Below are 19,749 nucleotides of genomic sequence, written 5' to 3'. Positions count from 1 at the left end.
GCTTATTGATAAGAGTGAGCACCATGTTGGTGATCAGTCACGTCTTTAACGCCTGTTAGTTCACCTGGGAACATGTCTAATAGCTGCTTTTCAATACCATCTTTTAAGGTGATATCGACTTGAGAACAACCATTACAGCCACCACCGAATTGAAGAACAGCGGTTCCTTCTTCAGTGATTTCAACTAGCATGATGTTACCACCATGGCTGGCTAACTGTGGATTGATTTCTGATTGAATCACATACTCAATACGCTCTTTTAGCGGTGCATCCGCAGCCACTTTACGCATTTTCGCGTTAGGGGCTTTTAGCGTGAGTTGCGAACCCAGCTGATCGGTCACGAAATCAATGCTAGCTTCTTCTAAAAATGGTGCACTCTTTTCATCAACCATGGCACTGAATCCATTAAAAGGAAGCTCAGTATCATCTGCTTCTACAGCATCTGGCGGACAATAAGATACACCGCACTCAGCTTGAGCGGTGCCTGGACTGATGACAAACACACGGATATGAGTGCCTTCAGGTTGATCGGCCAGTAATTTTACAAAATGCGCCTGAGCCGTATCAGTAATGTTGATCATATAACTGCTCCGTTGAAAAACTTAAAAAAATGCTACTTAGCTCAATCAGTACCCGTACAACATGGTGCACCATCTAAATAGTACTTGAGTGATTTACTAAGATTTAGCGCTATGATACTCCTACTTGCTCCTGCTTTATAGCCCTCATCTCGCAAGTGTGACAAAAAATATCCTATTTAAGCGGGTTTTTAATGGAGATTTAAGCTTAATCACTTTATGGTAATTGCATTGTTTTATTTTATGATGTTGTTTCTCCTATGATTAGTTTACCAAGCCACCTTGTTCGTCTACTCATTGCTGTGATGGCAAGCTTGCCACTTTTTGTTTCTTTAAGCGCATCTTCACAGACGAGCGCGGCAGACACACGAATTAATCAACGATTACTCAGCGAAGACATCAACGCTGATATTACCTTACCAGCTGAATACTTAGGTTATCCGCTGGGTGAATGGCATTTAAGACACGATCAAATTAATCAGTACTTGCAGATTCTGGCCACTGAGAGCGAGCGTGTGTCGTTGGACTCAGCAGGTTATAGCCAAGAAAGACGACATCAGCTCACTGCGGTAATTACCTCTGAAACCAACCAAAAAAATCTTTCTGATATTTTAGCTTATCGCAGTAAAGTCAAATTCGGCACCATGCAAAATAGCCGCAGTAATACTCAACCTCTCGTCGTTTGGCTTGCCTATTCAATTCATGGCGACGAAGCCAGTGGTGCCCATGCGGCAATAGCATTAAGCCATTACCTTGCTTCTGCCAATGCGCCTTGGGTTAAAGACTTGCTTGAAGATACCGTGATTCTAATTACCCCAACACAAAATCCTGATGGCTTTGATCGCTTTTCAAACTGGGCCAATAATAACAAGGGCCAAGTGGTCGTCACCGATAACAATCATCGAGAACATAATCAAGATTGGCCAGGTGGCCGCTTTAACCATTACTTAGCAGATTTAAACCGTGATTGGTTGTTTCTACGTCATCCAGCGTCTCAAGGCCGAGTTGCCTTCTTTCACAAGTGGCAACCGCATTATGTCGGTGACTTCCACGAAATGTGGCATCAACAGTCTTACTTTTTTCAGCCCGGAGTGCCTGATAGGGTTAACCCGCTTACCAGTAAAGCCAACCAGCAATTATCAAATGAACTGGCAGCATTTCATCGCCAAGCATTAGATCAGGTGAAGCAGGTGTATTTTAGTGAACAAATGTTTGATGATTTTTTCTATGGCAAAGGCTCAACCTATCCTGATATTAATGGCGCAGTAGGCATTTTATTTGAACAAGCCAGCTCCCGTGGACAAGCCCAAGCATCGCCAAATGGTGTGGTGACGCTAGCAAATAGCATTGATAACCAGTTCGCTACTTCAATTTCGAGTTTGCAAGGCGCGCATAACTTGCGCGAGAAGCTGATGAAGTATCAAACAGACTTTTTCTCAAGCAATGCTAAGCGCACACGAGATGGCAAGCAAACGGGGAGATTGATTAAAGCTCATGGCGGCGCAGCTCATATATCACAGCTAACAGATATCCTAAATCAGCATAAAATCAGCTTTAAATACCTTGCTAAACCAATAGAAGATGACGACATTATCTTCTCGGAGCAAGACAGTATCTTTATTCCCAAAAGTCAGCCACAGCACGACTTAGTTGAAGCCTTATTTGATAAGCGGACCGAGTTTAAGGATGAAACCTTTTACGATATTTCCACATGGAACTTTGAGTCGGCACTGGGGTTAACATTGATTGAAGGTGCTAAGCCGAGTATTAAATTCCTTGCAGATAAACCGGTAGCGAAAGCACTAACAATAAGTGCTAACACCACAAAAACCGTGTTCCCTGATGAGGCGGTTGCACTTATTGTAGATTGGCAACAAGCAGCTGCAGCCCCTTTTTTACAGCAATTATTGCATCAAGGTGTATTAGTAAAATATGCCCTCAAGCCATTTAGTCTCAGTGCAGCTAACAGTAAAAACTTGCCCGTTGAATTTGTCGCGGGAAGCTTACAAATTCCATTAAAGCAATCTGTATCAGAAGAGCAAGTCCGACAAATTGTCAGTGAGCTTGCCGCTCAATATCAAGTCAATATTGTGGCTGCCAGTTCATCGCATACTGCTGCAGGTATGGATTTAGGTAGCGATGACTTTATTAAAGTTCAGCCCGTCACACCATTATTGGTCACCGGCTCCGATACCAATGCTTCAGAAACAGGCCAGCTTTGGTACTACCTTGATAAGACCTTAGGCATCCCTGTCACTATGGTGAACAGTGAACGACTGACTTCAATCGATTTGTCCGCTTATAGCCATATATTTATGGCTGATGGACCTTATCATGTTATTAGTGATGCAACATCGAGACAGCTAGGAAAATACGTTTCGGATGGGGGGACTATTGTGGCGCAAAAACGTGCCTTAGTTTGGCTTAAAAAGCGCAATATTTTAAAGTCAGAGCCTAAATCTAAGCGTGAGCTCAATAATCTATTTAGTACTTCAGGACTTAAGTTTGGCGACAAGTCAAAGTTAGATGCTCGTCAGTCAATTGGTGGCGCTATTGTGTCGTTAACGTTAGACCAAACTCACCCCATCACCTTTGGCTTACCAAACCCATTACATGTGATGAAAAATCGCGAAATCAGCTTTGGCCCAACGTCCACACCATTTATTGTGGCGGCAGAATACGATAATGAACTACTGGTCAGTGGCTTTCTAGCAAAAGAATATCAACGCTCTTTTGCCAACACGCCGGCTATGATTGTCGAAAAGAAAGGTAAAGGTGAAGTGGTTGCCTTAACGGATAATTTATTGTTCAGAAACATCTGGCTAGGCACAGAGAAAGTGTATGCCAATGCCCTGTATTTTGTGCCATCAGCGATGTAATTTTATCTGAGCATTAAGGGCATAATCTACAATTAAAAAAGAGCGCAAGTCGCTCTTTTTTAATATCAAAATATAAGCTAATTCAGTTTATGCTGTAAGTCAGGATCTTTATGCGCAAACTCAACTTGGGCTATTTTTTCTTCTGCTTGCTCTTTGGTGATCACATTTTGCTCTGCTAACCATCTAAATTTGTTTATTTCGCTTTCAGGGTCATTATCAACATTAACATCACCATACCACTGCAGTAGTTGTGCTTTTTTTCGTTTTGAAATTTCATCAATGATGTGATCATGCTGCCCATTTTGAATCACAAATATATTGCTGGTTTCAGTTTTAAATACCGAATACCTGACCTTAGTCACTGCAAACCAAATTAAGCAAATAATGCCTAGAAAAAGCCATAAACCAGTACCTGTAACAGGATTATCACTGAATACCGCACGGCCAATATTCAATGCTCCCAATAAAAACCAAAGAATACCTACATTTCTTAGCCAATCATTTTGCTCAATGAGTAAAGATGATTTATCAGGAAAAGTCCCATATTCGACATCCACATCTTCTGCGCCCGATTTATTTTTAAAAGCAAAATTTAGGCTATGTTCATTGAATGTAAATGTGTGCTGATTTGATAATTTTTTCTGTTTAATTTCCATTTTTATCAGTAACTTCCATGTTTAGACGATATGTTTCGTATAAAAGGCTTATAGTGAATAAGGCTGTAAGATACTTTTATTATCAGTATTTGACAACTCCGCCATTGAAGCGACATACATTTCTTATTATCAACTTAAATCAGCAACTTAAGCTATCTACATTACAGCAGGCCTGGCGCTTCAGCTCGTGCTAAACACCATGCTTGAACATGAACATAATCTGCCGCAAATAGCTTGCCAATTTCATTGACTGTCGTCCCTGTCGTTACCACATCATCAATTAATGCCACACGCTGATAAGGTATGGCTTTCGTTGTATTAAAAGCATCGGCGCAATTGCGTCGCCTAGCTTGCCCATCTAGCCCAGCCTGAGCTTGGGTATCGATGCTTCGCACTAACAAACTGTCGTCCATGGGGATCCCCAATTGACGGCTTAATTCATCTGCAATTAGCCACGCCTGATTAAAGCCACGTTGCTGTAAACGGTTCTTGTGCAATGGCACAGGCACGATCACTTGCGGCAATGTAATCACTCCTCTGGCAACCAGATCCATAACCCGAACCGCCAGCACATTCACTAACGCAGTAAGAGGCGCACATTGCTGTTGGTATTTTATTCCTGAAACTAACTCGCCAAGACTGTGATGATAACTACAAGGTGCAATGACCATCATAGGTTTGTGTTGCAAACAGTGACCACAATAGGCTTGAAGTTGCTCCATACGCTTACCACAACCTAAACACACTTCGTGCTGATATAGCCCAGCAACTAAACAGTGGTGACAAATGCCCGTTTGAGGTTTCCCTGAATCAAACTGACGTATGTCTTGGCGGCATAATAGACATCGATTTGGTAAATGACGTCGAAGCCAATGGGCAAACGACGTTAAACGATGACTATAGGCTTGTGGGAGTTGCCAATCCATATAATATCCTTATCCTGTATGGCACTTACTTGTCTGTATCGTGATGATTTGAGGTAACCTTTGCAGCCCACTTTTTCTAAGCTACACGTTCACACTGTTGGTGAAGGCCAAGATCTAATACTGCTTCATGGCTGGGGAGTTAACTCAGCCGTATTTCATCCTTTAGCAACGGCTTTGGAACAGTATAGAGTGCATTTTGTCGACCTGCCGGGCTTTGGCGATAGTGAAGCCAACGAAGGCGATATCAACGCATGGGCTGAACAACTTGCTCACCAATTACCGCAGCAGGCAATTTGGTTAGGTTGGTCACTGGGTGGGCTGGTAGCCACTCAGGTTGCAATTAATCACCCTCGCTCAGTTAAAGCCTTAATCACGGTTGCGTCATCACCTTGCTTTATGGCGCAGCAACCAAATAACGATGAGCAAAGCTGGCCAGGTATTGCCCCTAAGGTATTGGCACAATTTTCGGAGCAACTCAGCATAAACTTAGCGAAAACCGTGGAGCGCTTTTTAGCGATTCAAGCAATGGGAAGTGATTCAGCCAAAGATGACATTGGCATGATAAAGAAACTGGTATTAGCAAAACCCTTACCCAGTCAGCCAGTACTTGATCAAGGTTTAGGGATGCTTCGTACCGTAGATTTGCGTTCGCAGTTACATCATATTCAGCAGCCATGGTTACGAATTTGGGGCAAATGTGACAGTTTAGTTCCAAAAAAGATCATCTCTGTTTTGCCGCAAGCAACAAGTATAAAAGACGTTATTCACAATAAAGCATCCCATGCGCCGTTCATTTCACATACAGATGATTTTTTGAACGAATTATGTACTTGGATCAATAAATATACAGACTAGCGCTATAAAACCACTTTAATATTGACTATAATTTGTACGTTATTATTCAATATCTAAGTGAGTTTTATGCTGGTTGTCACTAATTATCCCCAAGTACCGATAGCAACAAGTAATGTTGCGACGGATCTTGCGCGCGCGGATAATCAGCAAGCCAAGCCTATTCTGCCACCACAAGAGTTGTCTAAAGCCTACCAAGAGCGGGCGTATAATCAGCAAAATGAACGGTTAACTCGCCACGAATTACTCGATCAAAAACAGCAGCAAAAACAATCTGCCGAGCAACAGCAAACGCAGCAACAAACCTTGGGACCAAAAGGTATTTTTCCACAACTATTACGAGTGGCAGCCAATAGTAACCCAACGATTCAACGTCGTGATATTCAGCAAAAAAACCCAAATAACCCGAATGTTGAAACAGATAAAATCAGCGACAAGAATAATAGCCGAGCGATTCAAAGCTTGTTACTTCATGATGCTAACCAAGAACAAGAGCAAGCATTTTATGAGCAACTAGGTGAACGAGTCGGTCAGTTTTATCAGCAGCAAACAACGCCTGCTGAGCAAAGCCAACTATTCGCGTTAGTCTAAATCCTGCTTTACCTACCTTAGCTTAAACGCAACAACATGACTTGGTAACGCCATGAAATATTGATCGTTATCAAGCAAATTTTGCTTTTGTATCTTGTAAATATTGAGTATTGGTAACTATTTAATTATATTGAATAAGCTAATATTCTGAAGGACTCAGTCAAGGCACTCTTTTGTCATTATTTAAGTACATACTCGTCATTGTTGTTACTTACCTATTTAGCTATTTCACAATAGCTCCCTTTGCCGTTGCCAAAGATATTATCATTCTCAATCAGCCAGCCTCTGCCAATGATATGCGTTACCATTACAGCTATGAGTTAATGCAGCTGATACTTGAAAACACCGAAGATGATTTTGGCGAATGGGAAATCACCCACTCTCCAATCTTTATGACCCGTGATCGGATTTTGACAGAAATGGTCGATGGCGAGCTCATTAACGTCATTGCAGAAGCCATAAAACCCGCTTGGAATGAAAAGCTGATTCCGATAAGAGTGCCTATTCGTAAAGGTATCCAGGGTTTTAGAGTTTTCATTATCAAAAAACAAACTCAAGCCCAATTTTCCAAGATCAAAACCATTGAACAACTCAAACAAATCCCAACTGGCAGCGGCATACATTGGTCAACAAGACTGGCATTTGAAAAAGCCGGGTTTGACGTGGTTGTCGGTTCAAGTTACGACGGTTTATTTCATATGCTAGACAAAGGCCGCTTTGAAAGTTTTGGCCGTGGAGTTAATGAAGCGCCAGCCGAGTTAAGTTCATTTAAAGTTAAATTTGCAGATTTAGTGCTAGATGAAAATGTGCTGCTACATATTCCGTTAGCGACCTTCTTTTATGTTTCACCTGATGAGCCACAACTGGCTAAGCGAATCGAGGTCGGCATTAAACGTATTATGGCAAACGGCCAATTCGATAACACATTTTACCGCCAGTACTGCCAAGAGTTGATCTCATCAAAGCTCAGTGAACGACGCATATTCAGTATCGAAAACCCGTTAATGGATCCCAAGCTTCTAGCTGAGATGCAACAAGCTAACTACTTGTTATCGCCATACACTCATTTTGATGAAGTCTGCTCAGGTTACCTTCCATAAAAAAGCCCTTAACCTAAAGCTAAGGGCTTAATCATTGATTTTAAATTGTTAATACATCAGCTAGTTTACTTTTTTAGCTTAGCAAAGGCATCAGCAAATGCATTACCCATTGCCGCATTGGCAGGCGCTTTATTTTGTTTACGCTGACCGCCATTATGCTTGTTTGCAGCATGTTTAGCGCCACTTGGCTTATGAGCTGAACCCGTCTTAGCGTTAGACTGAGGTTTAGATTTATTCGCTGCTTGTAATGGCTCGTCTAATCGCATACTTAACGCAATACGGCGACGTTCAACATCCACTTCCATGACCTTAACTTTAACCACATCACCCGCTTTCACAATCGTGTGTGGATCGCTGACAAACTTGTCTGTCAATGAAGAGATATGCACTAAACCGTCTTGATGAACCCCAACATCCACGAAAGCACCGAAGTTGGTCACATTGGTCACAACCCCTTCGAGGATCATTTCGAGTTTAAGATCTTTTAGCTCTTCAACCCCTTCTTTAAAGCTCGCTGTCTTGAACTCACCACGAGGATCACGTCCAGGTTTATCAAGCTCGGCTAAAATGTCGGTAATGGTCGGTAAACCAAATTCCTCAGTGACAAACTCAGCAGCATTAAGCTGCGCTAATAATTCACTGTTACCCATTAGCTGTTCAACCGTCTGCTGTTTAGCTTTAGCAATGGTTTCCACTAACTTATAAGCCTCAGGGTGAACTGCTGAGCCATCTAATGGATTTTTTGCATGACGAATGCGTAAGAAACCGGCTGCTTGTTCATAAGCTTTAGGGCCTAAGCGTGCCACTTTTAGCAACTGTTTACGCGACTCAAACTGACCGTTCTCATCGCGGTAACTGACCACATTTTTAGCCAAGGTTTTATTCAAACCTGCCACTTGAGCCAGTAATGGCGCAGACGCCATGTTCAAGTCGACACCAACACCATTTACACAGTCTTCTACGACGGCCTCAAGTGAACTTGATAGCTGGCTTTGGCTCACATCGTGCTGATATTGACCTACACCAATAGATTTAGGCTCAATCTTAACTAACTCTGCTAGCGGATCTTGCAAACGACGAGCAATGGAAACTGCGCCACGAATCGAGACATCAAGATTAGGAAACTCTTCCGATGCTAATTCAGAAGCAGAATAGACTGAAGCGCCCGCTTCGCTAACCATCACTTTGGTTAAACTCGGGTGTGTTTCTTTCATAAAGCTAATCACTTCAGCAGCAAGTTTATCGGTCTCACGTGACGCTGTACCATTACCAATAGCAATGATGTCCACTTTATGCATTTTTATTAAGTTAGCCAGCGTACGGATAGACTTATCCCAGACATTTTGTGGAGCATGAGGGAATATCGTCGTGTGTGCGACAAATTTACCTGTGTTATCAACAATCGCAACTTTAACACCAGTACGAAGTCCAGGGTCGAGACCCATTGTGGCTTTAGCTCCAGCAGGTGCAGCCATCAATAAATCACCCAAGTTACGCGCAAATACATTAATCGCTTCCGCTTCAGCACGTTCACGCATTTGGCTTATGAACTCGGTTTCCATTTGCAAAGCAATTTTAATTCGCCAAGTGGCTGTCACCACTGTTTTAAGCCATTGATCGACACTCGAATCAGATAACTTCAAATTGAAATGATCAGCAATGATAACCACGCAATAACTGCTTTGTGCCACTTCTGCTTTAGGGTCTGCATTCATCGACAGACTCAGCACGCCCTCATTGCGCCCTCTCAGCATCGCTAATGCGCGATGTGATGGCACCTTAGTTATGGCTTCAGTATGCTCAAAATAGTCACGGAATTTGGCACCTTCTTTTTCTTTACCTTTAACCATGCGACTTTCAAGCACAGCTTGTTGACTAAGGTGTTTACGAATTTTTTGCAGTAAGTCTGCATCTTCAGCAAAGCGCTCCATTAATATAAATCGAGCACCATCTAATACGGCTTTGGTATCTCCAAAGCCAGCCTCTGCATTCACAAACTCAGCGGCTTTGCTTTCTAAATCCGCTTGGCGATTCGTCAATAAAAAATCAGCTAGCGGTAGCAAACCTGCTTCGATAGCAATCTGGCCTTTAGTACGGCGCTTAGGTTTGTAAGGTAGGTAGAGATCTTCAAGACGTGTTTTACTATCAGCAGTATTGATCGCTTGTTGCAAAGCAGGCGTAAGCTTACCTTGGGTTTCAATGCTAGAAAGAATCACTTGTCTTCTTTCTGCCAGTTCACGTAAGTAGCCTAAACGACTATCGAGTGTTCTTAACTGAGCATCATCTAATCCCCCTGTAGCTTCTTTACGGTATCGAGCAACAAACGGGACGGTGGAGCCATCATCAAGTAACGCAATGGTATCTGAAACTTGTTGCTCACGGACATTCAATTCCTGAGCGATAATCTGAGCAATACTTAGCATAAAAGGTCTTATTCGGCGTTGAATAACAAATATCGCCCAAAGATAGCATAACCTGCTTAAAACGTTTATTGAGAAAGTGAATTTTTACAGGGTATTTTCAACCTAAATAGGATGACAGCTCAGTTTAACGGTAACTTAGCTCGGTTTTTTAGGCATTAGCAAAGCGACACAATGGACTAAATTCTTAAAACAGAACAATCAAAATACAGGTTCATATCAATTTTTAATTTACCGCTAGTAGACTTACTTTTAGCAGGGTTATAAAAAACAATGAGTTATTTTAGTTAATGAAAATTTAAAACGAGGGAGTCAATAAATAAAAACCAACTTATACCCACAAAGAGGTATCTTATTTATCTTTATTTATTTGGTATTATTTAAAATAAAAAATATACTAACAAAGGGCCGTAAATGATAACCATTATCAAATGTAACATTTGATACATTTATTTATTTACAAAAAATAAACTTATTTATCGTTAATTCGACTGACATATTCAGAAGGGCAACATCCAACATTATTAGAAAAGTGACGACTAAATATTGCCAAGCTTTTAAAACCACACTCATATGCAGTAACTTTTATATTATCTTGGTTCTTCTTTAATACTAATTTTAATCTATTTGCTTTCACTTCTTTAATGATATCTTTAACACAAAGACCCATAGATTTCACTTCTCGCTGCAAGCTTCGTGTCGACATTCCTAACGCAATAGCTAATGTATCAACAGATAACTCAGCTGGAATCATACTCTTAGCTGCCGCATGAATCCTGTCCAAGCTAGTAATCGTTTCAATGCATAATGGCCTAATATCATACTGCTTACCTGGCGTTTTTTTGGCAAAAATTGACAGGTTCTGACAGTTGAATTTAACATTTTCTAAAATGGCAACATTATAACCGTAAAAACCACATTCAAACGGTAACTCAATGATTATATTACCATTTACTTCTTTGTGGAAATTCAATATTTGCATCACTGAGAGATAAACAAATAGGTCATCATACTTAGAAGCACGTTCAATAGGATTACGCTTAGCCACTAGGCCAATGTAATCCCCCGCATCAATAGTAACCCAATTTAGATCAGATACTTGGCTATAAAACATTGTGAAATCAATCAATTTCTGAGCGATATCGACATCATCAGATAAGTCTATTTTAGTAAACTCAGTTACCCTTTTAACAAAATACTTCGCTAAATTCAGAAAGAAATAAGGGTCTTCAATATTATTCTCAATATAATTTAATAATTTGGTTATTATATTTATGCCAACCCATTCTGTGTCATTAAAATATTTAAAATGGGCAAATTCCACCGGCAAATGAAAATCAATACTATTACAGTATTCACAAACAAGTTTTGTGTGAATTGCAGGTCTGCATTTATATTTTATCATTTGGGGAACTTTTTAAATAAAGGAACTATTGGAAAATATATTTTAGTTTTTTTTGCTACCTATGATGTAGATTTAGATCACAAATGTCGTTTTTTGATAATCACTATTCTTAGATCTGAAATCCCCTCTTCTTTAAAATACCTCCAATTGATTACTCCATTTTTATTTAAGATTTAATAAGGTCAGGTGACATTATGAATTGGTGTCGAAACTTAATCGCATCTATCAGTGTAACCCTTTACTTGTGCTCATTTGGTGTCGCTGCTGCGCCATGGGATGACATGACAGGTGAAGAGGTTTCTCAAAAACTCGTTGAGAAGTTCGCTGAAGGTAAGTATTCCCCTAAAGGAGCAGACAGCTGCTTAATGTGTCACCAACGTACCGAAGGTGTTACCGACATCTTTAAAGGCGCACATGGCGACTTAACCAGTAAAGACTCACCTATGGCTGGACTGCAATGTGAAGCCTGTCATGGCCCTCAAGGCAACCACAATCGTGGGGGCAAAGAGCCCATGATCCAATTTGGTAAAGACAGCAAATTAGATGCACCAACTCAAAATACCGTTTGCCAAGGTTGTCATAACGACCCAGAGCAAATGGCATGGCATAGCAGCACTCACAATCTTGAAGAGATTGCTTGTGCCGATTGTCACGTGGTACATGCAGCTAAAGACCCTGCCTTAGACAAGTTAACCGTTAATGACACCTGTACTAGCTGCCACACTCGTGAAAAAGCTGACATGAACAAGCGCTCATCTCATCCAATGAAATGGGATCAAATGACCTGTATTGATTGTCACTCTCCACATGGTTCTATGTCTGAAAGCGCCCTAAACAAGCCAACAGTCAATGACACTTGTTACAGCTGTCATGCAGAAAAGCGTGGCCCAATGCTATGGGAACATGCACCTGTGACTGAAAACTGTGTCACGTGTCATAACCCACACGGCAGCGTTAACGAAGGCATGCTAAACAATCGTGCACCACAACTATGTCAGCAATGTCACGCTGATGACGGTCACGCAAGTCGCGTTGTTCTTCAACCTGGAATGGATGCCTTTGGCGGTGGAAAAAGCTGTTTGAACTGTCATAGCCAAATCCATGGTTCTAACCACCCAGCCGGCAGCTTACTGCAGCGCTAATCAGGAGCCATAACAATGAACTTTAAACTGAATTTAATCACTGCTTCTTTATTAATGGCAACGGCCCCTGCATGGGCTGCTGACTTTGCTGTTGGCAATGCTAATACTGAAAACCTTAATCAAGAGAAGTATCAATGTAAGCGCTGTACTTCAACACAAGGTTACAGCGGCAATGTTAACGTTTCTGCAGGCTACATCGACAGTGATGATGTCCATGCTGCCAATGCCTTTGGTACTGACCAAGATGGTGTTGTGACATCACTGAGTGGCGATATTGAATACCAAGATGAACACGGTTACCAAGCGCGTGTTCAAGCTCACCAACTTGGCTTTGAGAACAGCACAGCTAACATCAGTGTTGGCCAAAAAGGCTTATTCAATGTTGATGCGGATTACGCATTAATCACCACTTACCAATCTGGTGATGCCCAAAGCAACTTATACTACGACGATGGCATGATGACGCCTGATGTACCGTACGTATTTGAGTTATCTCAGCAACGTGAAAAAGTGGGTATCGGCGCCGATTTCAAACAAGACTTTTATCAAGCCTATGTGCGTTTCGACTCTGAAGATAAAACGGGTTATAAAAGCAGTAGTTTAGTGAGCCCAGGTCCAATTAACTTTGGTCAACGTGTTGATTCAACCACTGACTCATTCACCGCTGGCGCAGCACTCACCGGTGATAACTGGTTAACTGAATTAAGTTATTTTGGCAGTCAGTATAAAAACAATACTGACAACCTAAGCTTACCAACTGAATACGATGTGTATGCTGCAACCCCAGATAATCAAGCGCATCAAGTCTCGTTATCGGGTCAGTACCAGCTAGACCGCACTGTCATGTCGGGTCGTTTCATTGTCGGTCGTATGATCCAAGATGACGATTTGATTCAAGTGGCAGGCAACCCAATTCAAAACTGGGACGGCGAAGTCGATACCACAGATGCAAACTTCCGCATCACTTCTATGCTCAACAACCGTTTACGCCTTGGTGGTAGTTACGACTACAGCAATCGTGAAAACAACAGTTCAGTATTTGAATTCCAACAATACAACTTCGATAGCGTCAGTGGCACATTCAAAGAAAATGTCGCCACGGATATTGAGCGCTCAACCTTTAAAGTGAACGCCAGCTACCGCATTGCTAGCGGCTACCGCTTACAAGCTGGCTATGATCGCAAAGACATCGAACGCACTTACAGCGAACGTGAACAAACCAATGAAGATAGCTTATGGGCAAAACTGTCTATTCGTGCCATCGACAATTTCACTATCGATCTAAAAGCAGGTCACAGCAACCGTGGCGGCTCTGAGTATCAAGCAACAGAGCTAACGTCGAGCGAAGAAAACTCACTGATGCGTAAATACTATTTAGCAGACAGAGAGCGCAACGAAGTTGAGCTGCGTGTTAGCCACACTCCCCTTGACTGGTTAAGCATCGACTTAACAGGTCGTTATGCCAAAGACGATTACGATGACACTGTCATTGGTTTAACAGAATCAGAAGATTACAGCTACGACATCAATCTTAATATGCAACTAACGAAGCAGTTCTCTGCTTACGGTTTTGCAGGTCAGCAATGGATTAACTCTGCTCAAGCAGGCAGCCAAAGCTACAGCAGTCCAGATTGGTACGCTTATATTGAAGATAAGTTTATCAACCTAGGTGCTGGCGTAAGTTATGGCGGCCTAATGGAAGACAAGCTGACACTTGGTGCTGATTACTTATTCAGTAACTCAAGCAGTGACACTTATGTCACCGCAGATGGCACCAGCCCATATGGGGATTACTACTCATATAACCATAGCGCTAGCCTTTACGCTAACTATGCCTTGAGTGATGACATGGCATTAAAGCTGACCTACAGCTACGAACGCTATTACGACACCGATGACGCTCAAATGACCCCTGACCAAGTGCCAGGCATGGTTACCCTGGGCGAGCTTAATCACAATTATAACGCCCATCAAATCATGCTGAATTTCAGCTATGTGCTGTAGTCGTTTAACAAACGTGCTGAATTTATTTTAGTAAGAGGAAATAATAATGGAACGCAGAAGTTTCTTAAAAATGAGTGCTGCATTGGGTTGTGCTGCAACAGTAACGGGCTGTAATTCAAGCTCAAAAGATGCTGAGCCACTACCGCCGCAACCACCTGTTGATGAAGCACTAACTTGGTCTGCATGTCTCGTTAACTGTGGATCAAACTGCCCAGTTAAAGTATATAGCCGCGACGGGATGATTACCCGCGTTGAAACGGACCATGAAGTAGAAGATGTTTACGGTATGCACCAAGTTCGTGCTTGTGCCCGTGGCCGCTCACTACGTCAACGTACTTACGCATTAGACCGCTTAAAATCACCTATGAAACGTGTTGGTGAACGTGGCGAAGGTAAATTCGTGCCAATCACTTGGGATGAAGCTGCAGAAACGATTGGTAGCAAGTTAAACTCAGTGATCGCTGAGCACGGTAACAAAGCAATTTTCAGAAGCTACGGCTCTGGCGCTTACTACGGTTTTGCATCTAACGGATGTTTTAACCGTTTATTCAACCTAGTTGGCGGTTGTTTACAATACTTCGGGAACTATTCTTGGGCACAACAAACTGAAGCGGCTAAGCATACCTTTGGTACTGGCAGTACATCAGGTTCTGCAACTGTCACGTTAGAAAGCAGTGACTTTTTACTGGGTTTTGCTTACAACCCAAGTGAAATTCGTCAATCAGGCTCTGGCGAAGGTTATGACTACTTACAGGCATTGCAACGTGCAAATGGCCTTAAAGTCACCATGATTGACCCACGTTACACTGACTCAATGACGGGTAAAGAATCGTCTTGGTTACCAATCCGTCCAGGTACGGATGCTGCATTAGCAGAAGCAATTGCTTACTTGATGATCAGCGAAGGCTGGGTTGATAGAAACTCTATCGACTTTATCAACAAGAACAGTGTCGGATACGACGCAGCGTCAATTGAAGCGCAAAAGCAAATCTTCTTAAACAGTGGCGATGCGAAGAAAATCGAATACGCTGCTGCGATGGATTCAGAAGAGAACTACCACGATTACATCATGGGCCAAGGCAAGTTCGCTGACCGTGAAGCACGCACTCCTGAGTGGGCAGCAAAAATCACTGGTATTTCTGAAGCTAACATTAAGAAAGTCGCTGATGACTTAATGGCATCTGAAAAGCCATACATCATTGCTGGCGCTGGTGTTAACCGCCAAGCTAACGGTGAGCAAACCGTTCGTGCTATCTACATGCTAGGTGTATTAGCCGGTAAATTAGGTCGTGAAGGTTCATCAAACGGTGAGCTACCAAACATGACTAACATGTTCCGTGGTTCTATCCCAACAGGCACTAACCCAGTGAAAGAAAAAATCTCTTTCTTCACTTGGTCAGAAGCGATTCACAATGGCGAAACCATGACGGCACGTACCCACGGTATTACGGGTACTGATGATTTAGATACGCCACTTGGTACTAACATCAAAGTGATCATTTCAGCATCAGACAGCTCGCTATTAAACCAGCATGCTGACATCAACGGCACTGCAGAAATCTTAAAAGATGAAAGCGGCGTTGAGCTGATTGTTTCTTGTGATTGTTGGATGACACCAGGCGCTAAATTTGCCGACATCATCATTCCTGATACCTCTTGGTTAGAATCTAACGACTTAGTTGATGATTCTTACGCTTCAGGTGCAATGGGTTACATCACAGCAATGAAAGCTGCAGTAGACCCAATTTGGGACTGTAAGTCTATGTACCAAGTTGCAGCATTAATCGCTGAAAAAATGGGTGTTGGCGCTGAGTTTACTGAAGGTAAAACTGAAGACGAATGGCTAGAAGAGCTATACCAACAAACCCGTGAAAACAGCAAAAACTTAGGTGTGAGCCCTGCGTTCCCGTCAACTTACAAAGAAGCACAAGAAATTGGTTTCTTCCGTAAGAACATGGAAAACCGCAACGTTGCACTACAAGGTTTTGTTAACGGCGGTGAAGCACTAGGTACGCCATCAGGCAAAATCGAAATTCATTCTGCAGAACTTGCATGGCGCGCGGCTAACTGGGAACAAAACAAAGTTAAAGGCGACACCATCACTGCTATCCCTCAGTACACAGTAACGTGGGACGGTTATGAAGATGAAGACACTAAAGAAGATTACCCACTGCAATTAGCGGGCTATCACACTAAAGGTCGTACTCACTCTAGCTACCATAACGTACCTTGGTTACGTGAAGCAGTTGAAGATGCAGTATGGATGAACGCTATTGATGCACAACAATACGGCGTTGCTTCTGGCGACAAAGTAGAAATGTATAACGATCGTGGTTCAATTGAAGTTGTAGTACGTGTTACTCCTCGTGTTGTACCGGGTGTTGTAGCTCTTGGTCAAGGTGCTTGGTTCTTACCAGATCCAAATGGCCGTACTGGCTCAACAGGTAAAGTGGTTGATATTGGTGGCGCAATTAACTCGCTAACCAAATACATGCCTAGCCCAGTGGCTAAAGGTAATCCACAACACACTAACCGTGTTCAAATTCGTAAAGTTTTATAAGGGAGCGCTACAATGAGCGATGCTATCCAATATAGTTTTTATGTCGATTCGACTAAATGTACAGGGTGTAAAGCCTGCCATATCTCTTGTAAAGACAGACAAGGCGAGCAAATCCGTAATGCCACTAAGCCAGTTGAAAATGGCGTGCCAAGCCTAAACGGCGTTAACTGGCGTCGTGTTTACGAATATGGTGGCGGTACATGGAATGTTGACCCTGCAACAGGTACTTTTGAGCAAGACGTATTTGCTTACTACATGTCTGTAGGTTGTAACCACTGTAGCGAGCCTGTATGTGTTAAAGCTTGTCCTACTGGTGCGATGCACAAACGTCGTGAAGACGGTTTAGTGCTTGTAGCAGAAGAGCTATGTATTGCATGTGAAAGCTGTTCTCGTGCTTGTCCATACGATGCGCCACAACTTGATCAAGAACGTAAAGTGATGACCAAGTGTGACGGTTGTTATGACCGTTTAGCTGAAGGCCGTAAGCCAGTGTGTGTTGAGTCTTGCCCATTACGTGCACTAGACTTTGATACAACAGAAAACATTCAAGCTAAGTATGGTTCAGGTGACGGTCATATTGCACCATTACCAAACCCATCAATCACTACCCCGAACTTGATCATCAAAGCGAATCGCAATGGTCAACCAGCAGGTGGCGGTGCGGGTAATATCTTGAACCCGAAAGAAGTCTAATCAGATCTGGCAGTGGTCATTGACCACTGCCCTTTTTGAGGAAAAGTAACATGAGTATTGAACAGTCAGTTGAACAGTTATGTGAATACCAAGCCGTAGCCCGTATTCTGCATAACCTTTTTTGTCATTATCCTGAAGCAGAGCTTATTGCAAACTTCAAAGACAATGACGTTGCTGCTACTTGGCCTGAATTTGCCAATCGCAGTGACAATCAACAAGGACGTGACGCTCTAACAGCGTACCTCAATCAATGGGATGAATCTGAGCACCTAATGGACTTAAAAGTTGACTATGGTCAGCTATTTTTTGGTCCAGGTGAACCTAAAGCGATACCACAAGGCTCTGCTTACTTAGGTGAAGATCAAGTACATTTTGATGCATCAACTATCGCACTAATTGATTTTTACAAGCAGTACGGCGTGAGTTTCGAACTTGAGATGCCACAACCCGTTGATCATATTGGCTTGTTCTTTAGCGTATTAGATTCAAGTTTTGCCCAACTCGTTGAGGCTAAAACCAATCCTGAATCTGATGTCGATGAGCAGCAATTAACCCAGTTTATTCAGGTGTTGTTACAGCAACACATGCTACCTTGGGCGGGTCGCTGTTTAGAGCTTGCAAAAATCAATGCAGAAACCGATTTTTATCTGGCCATTGCGTTATTGGCTAATGACTATTTAGCTGAGCTTACTGACGCATTTAAGGTTATACCAATGCCAAGAAAGCTATTCAGATAAACGCGTTTTACACTCATGTCATGTTGTTTTCGTAGGAGTTGTTATGTCAGTCATTCACGCAATGGGCGCACAGTGGGATAAGGCCGAATGGTCGCATCAACTGGTCGTATTCTGGCAGCAAGATACCTACGTTAACAGCCTTTTTGCAGGCGCAACGAATGCCACAACCACAGCTAATCTAGTCGCCGCATTAATCGACCCATCTCGTCGTATCGCTTGCGAACAAGCTAAGTTCGATACCCCTGCAGTGTTTAGCGCATTATTCGACTGTTTTTTGCTGTTATTTGTCAAAGAAATCAACAGTAACAACCTGACTCAAGCAGAAGCCTTAATCATTCAAATTACAGAGCACTACGCCAAGCAGTGTCTCAAACAAGCTGACGAATTAGCCGCCAAATCACACACCGACAACGATGCTTTGCAAAACAATCAGCAAGCTCAAGGCACTGATACTAGACTCGCTGTGATATGTCATCAAAGTCAAAAAGTCATCTCTGCAATGGATCAGTTAGCACAGCTGCGTCAACAACGTCGTAGTCAAAGCCGCAATATGGGCAGCTAACAACTGACTCGTATCGACTTAAGTGTCGACAACGGCATTCCTTTTAGGTAATTTCACTCATAAGCAATAACTCACCATCAGATTGAGTACACACCCAAGTGAAAACCAACCTCATCACCCCTGAAGGGATGACCAAACTCAAAAAAGAACTGAATTACCTGTGGCGAGAATACCGCCCAGAGATCACCAAAAAAGTTACCTGGGCAGCCAGCCTTGGCGATCGCAGTGAAAATGCAGATTACAAAGAAAATAAACGCCTGCTTCGCCAAATAGATGGCCGAGTTCGTTTTTTACGTAAACGTATCGAAACGTTAAAAGTCGTCGAATATGCCCCCGAACAAGAAGGAAAAGTATTCTTCGGAGCCTGGGTTGAAATTGAAAACGATGACGGCAAACTACTCACTTTTAGAATTGTCGGCCCTGACGAAATCTACGGCGATGCCAAAGGCTATATCTCAATTGACTCCCCCATGGCACGCGCCTTACTCAAAAAAGAGGTCGACGACGATGCTGTCGTTCCAACACCAACAGGCCCACAAGATTGGTATATCAATAAAATATCTTATACAGCTTTATAGGTAGAGTTGATAACCATAAAGGAATAGAACAAAGCCCCATTTAGGCGCATCCACCAAGATTAATAA

16 protein-coding genes are annotated in these 19,749 nt (G+C 42.5%); 11 read left to right on the top strand and 5 right to left on the bottom strand.

The genetic code is table 11. The features are described 5' to 3' along the window. Nucleotides 1–2: 2 nt before the first annotated feature. Complete coding sequence (gene nfuA / locus SJ2017_RS00870) at nucleotides 3–581, bottom strand: Fe-S biogenesis protein NfuA (protein WP_055025978.1); 579 nt, start codon at nucleotides 579–581, stop codon at nucleotides 3–5. Between the two features lie 257 nt (nucleotides 582–838). Between nfuA and SJ2017_RS00865 the strand changes: the two genes are divergently transcribed. After that, nucleotides 839–3,457, top strand: a complete 2,619-nt coding sequence (locus SJ2017_RS00865) for a M14 family metallopeptidase (protein WP_080914588.1) — start codon at nucleotides 839–841, stop codon at nucleotides 3,455–3,457. Between the two features lie 77 nt (nucleotides 3,458–3,534). Here SJ2017_RS00865 and SJ2017_RS00860 read toward each other — a convergent pair whose 3' ends face one another. Further along, nucleotides 3,535–4,113, bottom strand: coding sequence for a hypothetical protein (locus SJ2017_RS00860; protein WP_080914587.1), 579 nt, complete (start codon nucleotides 4,111–4,113; stop codon nucleotides 3,535–3,537). A gap of 161 nt (nucleotides 4,114–4,274) precedes the next feature. After that, on the bottom strand, nucleotides 4,275–5,039 hold the full coding sequence (locus SJ2017_RS00855) for a ComF family protein (RefSeq protein WP_080914586.1): 765 nt from the start codon (nucleotides 5,037–5,039) through the stop codon (nucleotides 4,275–4,277). A gap of 60 nt (nucleotides 5,040–5,099) precedes the next feature. On the opposite strand from SJ2017_RS00855, the gene bioH reads away from it, so the two are divergent. The 3 genes from bioH (at nucleotide 5,100) to SJ2017_RS00840 (ending at nucleotide 7,582) form a co-directional block, all read left to right on the top strand. Further along, a complete protein-coding gene (gene bioH / locus SJ2017_RS00850; RefSeq protein ID WP_080914585.1) occupies nucleotides 5,100–5,894 on the top strand; it encodes a pimeloyl-ACP methyl ester esterase BioH in 795 nt (264 codons plus the stop codon). A 66-nt stretch (nucleotides 5,895–5,960) separates the two neighbouring features. Continuing rightward, nucleotides 5,961–6,482 carry a hypothetical protein gene (locus tag SJ2017_RS00845; RefSeq protein ID WP_080914584.1) on the top strand — a complete coding sequence of 174 codons (522 nt, stop codon included), beginning with the start codon at nucleotides 5,961–5,963 and terminating at the stop codon, nucleotides 6,480–6,482. 173 nt (nucleotides 6,483–6,655) lie between these two features. Further along, nucleotides 6,656–7,582: a hypothetical protein gene (locus SJ2017_RS00840; RefSeq protein ID WP_144430216.1), complete on the top strand. Its 927-nt coding sequence runs from the start codon at nucleotides 6,656–6,658 to the stop codon at nucleotides 7,580–7,582. A 65-nt stretch (nucleotides 7,583–7,647) separates the two neighbouring features. On the opposite strand, the gene SJ2017_RS00835 is transcribed toward SJ2017_RS00840, so the two are convergent. Further along, entirely contained in the window at nucleotides 7,648–10,005 is a 2,358-nt protein-coding gene (locus SJ2017_RS00835) for a Tex family protein (RefSeq protein ID WP_080914583.1), read from the bottom strand. A 469-nt stretch (nucleotides 10,006–10,474) separates the two neighbouring features. Beyond that, entirely contained in the window at nucleotides 10,475–11,407 is a 933-nt protein-coding gene (locus SJ2017_RS00830) for a helix-turn-helix transcriptional regulator (protein WP_080914582.1), read from the bottom strand. A 194-nt stretch (nucleotides 11,408–11,601) separates the two neighbouring features. Here SJ2017_RS00830 and SJ2017_RS00825 point away from each other — a divergent pair, with 194 nt between their 5' ends. From SJ2017_RS00825 to greB, 7 genes are all read left to right on the top strand, one after another. Continuing rightward, nucleotides 11,602–12,549, top strand: a complete 948-nt coding sequence (locus tag SJ2017_RS00825) for a DmsE family decaheme c-type cytochrome (protein WP_055025971.1) — start codon at nucleotides 11,602–11,604, stop codon at nucleotides 12,547–12,549. A gap of 15 nt (nucleotides 12,550–12,564) precedes the next feature. Next, nucleotides 12,565–14,553 (top strand): MtrB/PioB family decaheme-associated outer membrane protein, encoded by a 1,989-nt coding sequence (locus SJ2017_RS00820; protein ID WP_080914581.1) that lies wholly within the window; start codon nucleotides 12,565–12,567, stop codon nucleotides 14,551–14,553. A 46-nt stretch (nucleotides 14,554–14,599) separates the two neighbouring features. After that, a complete protein-coding gene (locus SJ2017_RS00815; RefSeq protein ID WP_080914580.1) occupies nucleotides 14,600–17,113 on the top strand; it encodes a DMSO/selenate family reductase complex A subunit in 2,514 nt (837 codons plus the stop codon). Nucleotides 17,114–17,125: 12 nt separating this feature from the next. Beyond that, entirely contained in the window at nucleotides 17,126–17,806 is a 681-nt protein-coding gene (locus SJ2017_RS00810; RefSeq protein ID WP_055025968.1) for a DMSO/selenate family reductase complex B subunit, read from the top strand. Nucleotides 17,807–17,856: 50 nt separating this feature from the next. Then, on the top strand, nucleotides 17,857–18,543 hold the full coding sequence (locus tag SJ2017_RS00805) for a TorD/DmsD family molecular chaperone (RefSeq protein WP_080914579.1): 687 nt from the start codon (nucleotides 17,857–17,859) through the stop codon (nucleotides 18,541–18,543). A 43-nt stretch (nucleotides 18,544–18,586) separates the two neighbouring features. Continuing rightward, nucleotides 18,587–19,105 (top strand): hypothetical protein, encoded by a 519-nt coding sequence (locus SJ2017_RS00800; RefSeq protein ID WP_080914578.1) that lies wholly within the window; start codon nucleotides 18,587–18,589, stop codon nucleotides 19,103–19,105. 98 nt (nucleotides 19,106–19,203) lie between these two features. Further along, nucleotides 19,204–19,683, top strand: coding sequence for a transcription elongation factor GreB (greB, locus tag SJ2017_RS00795; protein ID WP_055025965.1), 480 nt, complete (start codon nucleotides 19,204–19,206; stop codon nucleotides 19,681–19,683). Nucleotides 19,684–19,749: the final 66 nt, after the last annotated feature.

The sequence above is a fragment of the Shewanella japonica genome (assembly GCF_002075795.1).
Lineage (GTDB): Bacteria > Pseudomonadota > Gammaproteobacteria > Enterobacterales > Shewanellaceae > Shewanella > Shewanella japonica.
Note: the sequence above shows the minus strand (reverse complement) of the source record. Positions and strands in the feature narration are given on the sequence as shown.